At 62.4% G+C, this 7,281-nt stretch carries 5 protein-coding genes and 1 pseudogene; 5 read left to right on the top strand and 1 reads right to left on the bottom strand.

All coding sequences use genetic code 11. The features are described 5' to 3' along the window. From EN749_RS26570 to EN749_RS26585, 4 genes are all read left to right on the top strand, one after another. Positions 1-595, top strand: a 595-nt coding sequence (locus tag EN749_RS26570) for a sugar ABC transporter permease (RefSeq protein ID WP_145991012.1), incomplete at its 5' end; no start/stop codon positions are given. Beyond that, positions 592-1,428: a carbohydrate ABC transporter permease gene (locus EN749_RS26575; RefSeq protein WP_128364284.1), complete on the top strand. Its 837-nt coding sequence runs from the start codon at positions 592-594 to the stop codon at positions 1,426-1,428. The genes EN749_RS26570 and EN749_RS26575, both read left to right, overlap by 4 nt. An 8-nt stretch (positions 1,429-1,436) precedes the next feature. Next, entirely contained in the window at positions 1,437-2,531 is a 1,095-nt protein-coding gene (ugpC, locus tag EN749_RS26580) for a sn-glycerol-3-phosphate ABC transporter ATP-binding protein UgpC (protein ID WP_128364285.1), read from the top strand. A gap of 35 nt (positions 2,532-2,566) precedes the next feature. Beyond that, positions 2,567-4,594, top strand: a complete 2,028-nt coding sequence (locus EN749_RS26585) for an aldo/keto reductase (protein WP_128364286.1) — start codon at positions 2,567-2,569, stop codon at positions 4,592-4,594. 27 nt (positions 4,595-4,621) lie between these two features. Here the strand turns inward: EN749_RS26585 and EN749_RS26590 are convergent. Next, positions 4,622-5,496 (bottom strand): annotated as a pseudogene (locus tag EN749_RS26590) (AraC family transcriptional regulator). A 247-nt stretch (positions 5,497-5,743) separates the two neighbouring features. On the opposite strand from EN749_RS26590, the gene EN749_RS26595 reads away from it, so the two are divergent. After that, a complete protein-coding gene (locus EN749_RS26595) occupies positions 5,744-7,210 on the top strand; it encodes an alpha-glucosidase/alpha-galactosidase (protein ID WP_128364287.1) in 1,467 nt (488 codons plus the stop codon). Positions 7,211-7,281 lie beyond the last annotated feature (71 nt).

The following is a 7,281-nucleotide window of genomic DNA, read 5'->3' on the forward strand; positions in this document are numbered from 1 at the left end:
GAACTCGCCCCTGCTCAAGGCGCGCGGCCTTTACCGCTTTGCCTTCTTCGCCCCGGTGGTGGTCGGCGAGGTCGCCTATTCGGCTGTGTTCCGGCTGATGTTCAACCTCGATTTCGGCATCATCAACAAGCTGTTGAACAGCATCGGCCTGCCCAAGATCGACTGGTTTTCCAACGTCACGCCGGCGATGGCGCTGATCATGATCGCGGTGACCTGGCGCTGGGCCGGCTACAACGCCATCATCCTGCTCGCCGGCATGCAGTCCATTCCCGAAGATGTCTACGAAGCGGCGACGCTCGACCGCGTCAGCAAGCTCAAGCAGTTCTTCTACATCACCCTGCCGCTCTTGAAGCCGGTCATCGTATTCTGCCTTGTGCTGTCGATCATCGGCACCATGCAGCTGTTCACCGAGCCGTTCCTGATCACCGAACGCGGCGGACCTGGCGGCGGTACGGAGACGCTTGGCCTGCTGCTCTATCGCCAGGGTTTTAGGTCGCTCAATTTCGGCTATGCGTCGGCCGTCGCCTACACCATGGCCGGGCTGGCGATCGCCATCACGCTGGCGCAGCTGTGGCTGACGAGGGAACCGAAATGAGTTCGCGCTCCTCCGCCAGACTGGGACGCAGCATCGCTCTGCATCTGTTCCTGACGCCATTGGCGCTGATCTGGCTGTTTCCGCTGTGGATGATGGTGGTGTTCTCGACCATGCCGGACAACGGCATCTTCAGCCCCGGCATCGAGCTTTTGCCGCACGGCAATTTCATCGACAATTTCAACAATCTGCAGCGTGACACGAACTTCGTCGGCGCCATCGGCATTTCGGTCTCGGTGGCGGTGACCTACACAATCCTGTCGGTGCTGCTGACGTCGATGGCCGGCTGGGCGCTGGCCCGCTACCAGTTCTTCGGTAAGGGCGTGGTTGTCGCCATCATCCTCGGCACCATAACGCTGCCTTATGCGGTCGTGCTGATCCCGCAATTCATCATGGTGGCGCGCGACTTCAAGCTCGCCAACACCTGGGTGGCGCTGATCGTGCCGCCGCTGTTCAATTCGCTCGGCGTGCTGTTCATGCGGCAGAGTTTTTCAATGATGCCGGACGACCTCTTCGATGCTGCGCGCGTCGAAGGCGTCAAGGAATGGCGCATCTTCCTCTTCGTCGCGCTGCCTTTGACGCGGCCGATGCTGGCCGCACTCGCCATCATCCTGTTCCTCGCCTCCTGGAACAATTATCTGTGGCCGCTTTTGATCAACAGCCAACCCGGTTCGATGACGGCGCCGGTGGCGCTCGGCACGCTGATCGGCCTCACCAAGGTGTCATGGGGCGGCATCATGGCGGGCGCGGTGATGCTGACGGTGCCGATGCTCGTCGTCTTCGTGCTGCTGCAGCGCCATTTCATCGCCGGCATCGCCGCCGGCGCGGTCAAGTAAGGGGCAGCATGGCAACGGTCACGCTCAACAATGTCGTCAAGCGCTTCGGTGTCTTCGAGGTCGTCCATGGCGCCAGCATCGACATCAAGGACGGCGAGTTCGTCGTCTTCGTCGGGCCCTCCGGCTGCGGAAAATCGACGCTGCTCAGGATGATCGCCGGGCTCGAGGACATCAGCGGCGGCGAGATCGCCATCGGCGGCAAGGTGGTCAACGATGTCGAGCCGGCCGACCGTGGCATCGCCATGGTGTTCCAGTCCTACGCACTCTATCCGCATATGAGCGTCGAACAGAACCTCTCTTTCGGCTTGCGCATGACCGGCAATCCAAAGGCCGACACCGAACGGCGGGTGAAGCGGGCGGCCGAGATCCTGCGCATCAGCGAATTGATGGACAGGCGCCCGAAAAAACTCTCCGGCGGACAGCGCCAGCGCGTCGCCATCGGCCGCGCCATCGTGCGCGAACCGCAGGTGTTCCTGTTCGACGAGCCGCTCTCCAACCTCGACGCCGAATTGCGCGTCCAGATGCGCGTCGAGATCTCCCGGCTGCACAAGGAGCTCGGCACGACAATGGTCTATGTCACGCACGACCAGACCGAGGCGATGACGCTCGCCGACAGGATCGTCGTGATGCGCGCCGGCCATATCGAGCAGATCGGCCGCCCGCTCGATCTCTACGACAACCCCGACAATCAGTTCGTCGCGGGCTTTGTCGGCTCGCCGAAGATGAACTTCATCAAAGGCCGGGTCGTCGGGCACGATGCGCGTGGTGTCGTGGTCGAGCTGGCGGGTCAGGAGAAGACCTGCATCACGCAACCGCTGACCGGCGCTGCACCTGAAATGGGCAGCCCAAAAATCGGCAGCAAGGTCATTGTCGGCGTGCGGCCCGAACATTTCGGCAATGCCGGAGAGGGCGACGCCGACCTCGTGGTTGCCATCGACGTGGTCGAGCACCTGGGCGGCACAAGTTTCCTCTACGCCAGAACGGCCAACGGTGACGACGTGGTGATCCAGCGCGACGCGACGAAGGTTCCCGACACATCAGAGATCACCGTTTCCATCCGCAAATCCTACCTGTTCGACGAAAAAGGACTGCGGCTGCGCTGACCGCCGGCCCTTTCCAGCCTTCAAGGAGAATGACAATGACTGCAACCACGCCCATTCGCTGGGGCATCCTCGGCCCGGGCAGCATCGCCCAGTCCTTTGCCGGTGGCGTGGCCGCTTCGCGCACCGGAAAGCTGGTCGCCATCGGCGCGCGAAATCCCGCCAAGCCCGGCCTCGCCGAGAGTTTTCCCGGCGCCCGCATTCTCGACGGCTACGACGCGCTGCTCGCCGATCCCGACATCGATGCCATCTACATTTCGATACCGCATCCCGGTCATGCGCAATGGGCGATCAAGGCGGCCGAGGCCGGAAAGCATGTGCTGTGCGAAAAGCCGCTTGCGCTGACCGCCTTCGAAGCCGATGCCATGATGCACGCCGCACGCAAGGCCGGCACATTCCTCGGCGAAGCCTTCATGTACCGGCTGCACCCGCAGACCAAGAAGCTGGTCGAACTGATCAGGTCAGGTATCATCGGCGACATCAGGATGATCAAATCGAGCTTCGGCTTCGCCATGCCGGGCTTCATGCCGCAGCACCGGCTCTATGCCAACGATCTCGCCGGCGGCGGCATTCTCGACGTTGGCGGCTATCCCGTCTCGATGGTTCGGCTGATTGCCGGTGCGGCCGTCGGAAAGCCATTCAGCGAGCCGGACAAGGTGGTCGGCACCGCCCATCTGGGCCAGTCCGGCGTCGACGAATGGGCGTCCGCGCTGCTGCATTTCCCAGGCGGCATTGTCGCCGAAGTCTCCTGCAGCATTTCGCTCAACCAGGACAATGTGCTGCGCGTCCTGGGCACAAAGGGCCGTATCGAAGTGCCGGACTTCTGGTTCGCCGGCGGCAACCGCGACGTCGGCCTCGGCCGGATCGACATCATCGCATCCACCGGCGCGCGCCAGACCATCAGCGTCGACGAGAAGCGCCATGTCTATTCCTTCGAGGTCGACGCAGCCGGTGAGGCGATCCGAGCCGGCGGCCAAGAATTCGCCTGGCCGGGCATGGCATGGGCGGAAAGCCTCGGCACCTTGCGCGTGCTGGACAAATGGCGGGCGGCAGCCGGCCTGGAATACGGGATCGAGAAAGCCGCGCAGCGCACCAACACCATCTCCGGCCGGCCTTTGCGGTCCGGCGGCACGGCGATCGCCAAGCGCACCATTCCCGGCCTGTCGAAGTCGGCATCGGTGGTGGCGCTCGGCTTCGAGGATTTCCGTACCTTTTCCTCAGGCTCGATCCTGCTCGATGCCTTTTTCGAGGCCGGCGGCAATCTCTTCGACACCGGCTATGTCTATGGCGGGGGCTATACCGAGAAGCTGCTTGGCGAGTGGTTGAAAAACCGTGGCGTGCGCGCGCAATCGGTGGTCATCGCCAAGGGCGCGCACTCGCCGCTGTGCTATCCCGATGTGATCGGCAAGCAGCTCGACCAGTCGCTCGAACGCCTGCAGACCGACCACGTCGATGTCTACTTCATGCACCGCGACAATCCCGATGTGCCGGTCGGCGAATTCGTCGATGCGATGGATCGTGAGGTCAAGGCCGGCCGCATCCGCGGCCCGTTCGGCGGCTCGAATTGGACGATGGAACGCATGGATGAGGCAATTGCCTATGCCGAGCGTACCGGCAAGCAAAAGCCCGGCGCGCTGTCCAACAATTTCTCGCTGGCTGAAATGCTGGAGCCGATCTGGGCAGGCTGCGTCACGTCCTCCAGGGATCCATGGAAGGCCTGGCTGACATCCAGGCAGATGCCGAATTTCGCCTGGTCGAGTCAGGGGCGCGGCTTCTTCACCGATCGCGCAGGTCGGGACAAGCAAGACAATGAGGAACTGGTGCGGGTCTGGTACTCCGAGCGGAATTTCGGCCGCCGCGACCGGGCGGTCGAACTTGCCGCGAGACTGGGCAAGAGCCCGATTCATATTGCGCTGGCCTATGTGCTCGCTCAGCCCTTCCCATCCATCCCGCTGATCGGGCCACGCACGCTGGATGAGCTGGACGACAGCCTGCGCGCTCTCGACATCACGCTGTCGCAAGCCGATCTCGAATGGCTGGATGGCGGCAGTCGGCGCGCTGCCTAGCTGGCTGCCTTTTTAACCGTCGCGGCGTCAGGTCTCGTCATCAGGCGCCCTGACGCCACGCCTGGCCGGTGTCCGCAAATTGGCATACATGCCGGTGGTGCGGAATTGGCTCGGCGTGATGCCGTAGCAGCGGCGGAAGACTTTTGAAAAATAGTTCGCGTCCTCGAAGCCGCACAGGATGGCGACCTCCTTCACCGGCAGAAAATCCGCCTTGGTCAGCAGCTTCGCCGCGCGTTGCAGACGCTGCTGCAGCACGAACTCGGCAGGCGGCAAGCCTTCGCTTTCAGCAAAACAGCGTGAGAAATGGGCCCGGCTGAGGCCGCTGATCTGGACCAGGTCCGCCACCGGCAGCGGCCCGTCGAGATTGGCGTTGATGTGATCGATGACCGGCTGCATGGCGCTCTGTTTTTCGGCAAAGGCATGGGAGCCGAAGACATCGTCATAGAGCGCCATCGCAGCCTCATAGGCGACCGCCGAAGCAGCACCCGGCGAAGCGGCCCCTTTGATCAGGCGCAGGCTGCAATCGGCAAGATGATCGATCGTCGCCGGCTGCAGCCGAAATACCGGACCCGAGACGCTGAGGATCGACTTGTGGATGCGCAGCGCCTCCTCGCCGTTCATCGAAATCCAGAAATATTCCCAGCGCTCATCCTCGGCCAGCCAGTAGCGGTGGTTGTGCGGCACCAGCACCAGCAATGTGTCGTTCTTCTGCAGGCGGTAATTGCGGTTCTCGTAGCGCAGCCGGCCGGTTCCGCTGATCGTGTGTTGGAGCACGGTGAACGGCGTCTGGCCGCGCCTGCGCCCATCCCAGTCGTAGATCTCGTCCTCGCGCACTTCATGCCCGTGCTCGTCGGCATGGCGTGCAGGCGCTGGCGGCCGCGCGGCAGCGAGATCGTGCGCATGGACTGTCCGTTGTTTATCAAATCCTGCAGCACAAAATTACCCTTGAAAGCATAATCCTTCTCTGGTCGCGCTCGCGAATAAGCGCATAATCGCCGTCGAAAAGCGAGAGAGATCCGCAGTCGAGGAGCGGACAGGGAGGTTGGCGAGCCGGTTTCCGGCTTGTCCTGCACACATGCCACGGCATGTGGCAACAGCTTCCCATTGTCATTCCTTGCCTGCAATTCGAAATGGAATGAGGTGCGGCTGGTGAGTTTCAAAATCGCTATCATCGGTGCCGGCAGCGTCGGCTTCACCAAGAAATTGTTCACCGACATCCTGTGCGTGCCCGAATTCAAGGACATCGAATTTGCGCTCACCGATGTAAGCGAGCACAACCTTCAGATGATCAAGGCGATCCTCGACAGGATCGTCGAGGCAAACAGGTTGCCGACCAGGGTGACGGCGACGACCGACCGCCGCAAGGCGCTCGAAGGCGCACGCTACGTCATCAGTTGCGTGAGGGTCGGCGGTCTCGAAGCCTATGCCGACGATATCCGCATTCCCCTGAAATACGGCATCGACCAATGCGTCGGCGATACGATCTGCGCCGGCGGCATTCTCTATGGACAGCGCAACATCCCGGTGATCCTGGATTTCTGCAAGGACATGCGCGAGGTCGCCGAGACGAACGTCAAATTCCTGAACTACGCCAACCCGATGGCGATGAACACCTGGGCGGCGATCGAATACGGCAAGGTCGACACTGTCGGGCTCTGCCACGGCGTCCAGCACGGCGCCGAACAGATCGCCGAGGTGCTGGGCGCCAAGTCCACGCAGGAACTCGACTATGTCTGTTCCGGCATCAACCACCAGACCTGGTTCATCGACCTGCGCCTGAACGGCCGCCCCATCGGCAAGGACGAACTGGTGGCTGCCTTCGAGGCGCATCCCGTCTATTCCAGGCAGGAGAAACTGCGCATCGACGTTCTGAAGCGCTTCGGCGTCTACTCGACCGAGAGCAACGGCCATCTTTCCGAATATCTGCCCTGGTACCGCAAACGTCCCGACGAGATCACGCGCTGGATCGATATGTCCGACTGGATTCACGGCGAGACAGGCGGCTATCTCCGCTACTCCACCGAAACCCGCAACTGGTTCGAGACGGAATATCCGCAGTTCCTCGAAGCGGCATCAAAGCCGATCGACCAGGCGAAGCGCTCCAACGAGCATGCCAGCCACATATTGGAGGCGCTGGAGACCAACCGGGTCTATCGCGGCCACTTCAACGTCAAGAACAATGGCGTGATCACCAACCTGCCACAGGATGCCATCATCGAGTCGCCCGGCTTCGTCGACCGTTTTGGCATCAACATGGCCGCCGGCATCACGTTGCCGGAGGCCTGCGCCGCCACCTGCATCGCTTCGATCAACGTCCAGCGCATGTCGGTGCATGCCGCGATATCAGGCGACATCGATCTTCTGAAGCTCGCCGTGCTGCATGACCCGCTGGTCGGCGCGGTTTCGACGCCGGAGGAAGTCTGGCAGATGGTCGACGAAATGGTCGTCGCCCAGGCGGCCTGGCTGCCGCAATATGCCCATGCGGTTCCGGCGGCCAGGGAGCGGCTGTCGACATCCCAGGTGAAGACCCGCGAGTGGGCGGGCGCCGCACGGCGCAGCGTTCGCTCGATCGAGGAATTACGCGCCGAAAAAGCCGCGCTGAAGCAAGCCGGCTGAGACGAGCCGGCTGAGACGGGCCGGCTGAGACGGGCCGGCTGGAATTCATGCGGTGATGGTGGATCCATGGG

Origin of the sequence: Mesorhizobium sp. M7A.F.Ca.ET.027.02.1.1, assembly GCF_004022985.1 — a bacterium.
Lineage (GTDB): Bacteria > Pseudomonadota > Alphaproteobacteria > Rhizobiales > Rhizobiaceae > Mesorhizobium.

Coding starts and splice junctions, on each gene's coding strand:
- EN749_RS26575 (WP_128364284.1), top strand. CDS start 592: ATGAGTTCGCGCTCCTCCGCCAGACTGGGACGCAGCATCGCTCTGCAT.
- ugpC (WP_128364285.1), top strand. CDS start 1,437: ATGGCAACGGTCACGCTCAACAATGTCGTCAAGCGCTTCGGTGTCTTC.
- EN749_RS26585 (WP_128364286.1), top strand. CDS start 2,567: ATGACTGCAACCACGCCCATTCGCTGGGGCATCCTCGGCCCGGGCAGC.